This window comes from Lacticaseibacillus zeae DSM 20178 = KCTC 3804, assembly GCF_000260435.1.
Lineage (GTDB): Bacteria > Bacillota > Bacilli > Lactobacillales > Lactobacillaceae > Lacticaseibacillus > Lacticaseibacillus zeae.
Genome location: NZ_BACQ01000035.1, coordinates 1 through 1,751, shown reverse-complemented (window position 1 = coordinate 1,751; position 1,751 = coordinate 1). Strand labels below are relative to the sequence as shown.

The following is a 1,751-nucleotide window of genomic DNA, read 5'->3' as shown; positions in this document are numbered from 1 at the left end:
TTTTGTAGATTGCATGCTTCAATCGGTAGGCGTATATTCGTACTTTGGAATATAGATTAGCTTTAAGGAGGCTTGCATGACAACCAAACATCGGATTTTAAACCGGGAAATTGTTTTAGATGCTGCTAGAACGATGGTCGCCCAAGATGGTATTCGGGACTTGACTTTTCAGACGCTGGCCAAGGAACTGAATATCCGTTCTCAGTCGCTATATAACTACTTTCCGAATCTACCGGCAGTCATTGAAGCGTTGGGGACCGAATTTATGCATAACCTTTACCAAGAGTTGATTGAGAACGTCAGCGGTATCTCAGGCAAAGAGGCGATCCGTGCTTTTGCAGAAGTCGCTCATCGCTATTTTGAACGTCAACAGTCGTTAGATGAAATTATTTATTTTGTCCATCAATTTCCAGAAAGCAGTCCATTTGTGCAAGGCACCGGCGACGTCATTAACTTGCTGAAGCGTCTGATTGCGCACACGGAGCTGAAGCAAATGGCAAAAGAAAGTTTTGTCCAGGATTTCATTAGCAGTGTGCTTGGCTTTACCGTTTTGGAAGTCATGGGATTTTTACCCGACAACAAAGCCAGCCGCGGCACATCTTTTGAATCTCTGCTGGACATGTATCTAAACGAAATAAAGGGGTAACGTGCTTATGATCAAAGATGAATTTAAGTTCATCGGCAAAAATAAATTGATCTTAGTTTCGGTGCTTGTCATCATCTTAATTCCTTTTCTTTACAGCATTTTCTTCTTAAAGTCTGTTTGGGACCCTTATGGTGATACACAGAATCTACCCGTAGCCGTGGTGAACTTAGATCAGCCGGTTACTTACCAAGGTAAAAAACTTAACGTTGGTGAGCAGACGGTCAATAAACTTAAGAATAATAAACAACTTGGCTGGCATTTTGTTTCTAAAGCCCAAGCTGATAAGGGAATGAAGGCCAACAAGTATTACACGGTCATTACCCTACCTAAAGATTTTTCGAAAAATGCCGCCACCATTCTGGACGAGCATCCCCGAAAAATGGATCTTAAATATCAAACCAATGATTCGCTAAATTACATCGGTCAAGTCATCTCAGGAATCGGTCTGAATGCCTTAAACAGCGAGATTCGGGCAAATGTGACCAATGCTTACGCCAGTGCGGTTTTTGATCAAATCAAAACCATTGGCAAAGGCATGAAAACCGCCGCTAGTGCTGCCACGCAAATCGACGAAGGCCAAGTCAAGCTTGACGATGGGATTGATCAGTACACCGTTGCCGTTTCACAGGTCAATGACGGGGTTCAGACCATGAAGGTTAAAGTCTCGCCGATGTCTTCACAGATTCCCCAACTCGCAAGCGGCGCTAATCAAGTCGCAAGCGGCTTGCAAACCCTCAATGGCAGCACAAGCCAATTAGCTAGTGGTGTGGGCCAATTAGCCAACGGGTCAAACCAGGTCACCAATGGCTTGGGAACCTTACAATCCAAAACCGGAACCCTTAGCTCCGGCGTCGGTCAGTTAGCATCCGGATCCAATCAAGTGACGAGTGGATTGGGAACCTTGCAGTCGAAAACAGGAACCCTTAGCTCTGGTGTCGGTCAACTAGCAACTGGCTCTAATCAGGTAACGAGTGGGCTGGGAACCTTACAATCCAAAACCGGAACCCTTAGCTCTGGTGTCGGTCAGTTAGCAACCGGCTCTAATCAGGTAACGAGTGGACTGGGAACCCTGCAAACCGAATCAGGCCAACTGGCTAACGGGACC

The 1,751-nt window shown here is 45.6% G+C and carries 2 protein-coding genes; both read left to right on the top strand.

Annotated elements, in window-relative coordinates:
* The first annotated feature begins 76 nt into the window (after positions 1–76).
* Positions 77–646, top strand: a complete 570-nt coding sequence (locus GSO_RS07665; protein WP_010490785.1) for a TetR/AcrR family transcriptional regulator — start codon at positions 77–79, stop codon at positions 644–646.
* Positions 647–653: 7 nt separating this feature from the next.
* Positions 654–1,751: YhgE/Pip domain-containing protein (locus GSO_RS07660; RefSeq protein WP_010490782.1), on the top strand; the 1,098-nt coding region annotated here is incomplete at its 3' end.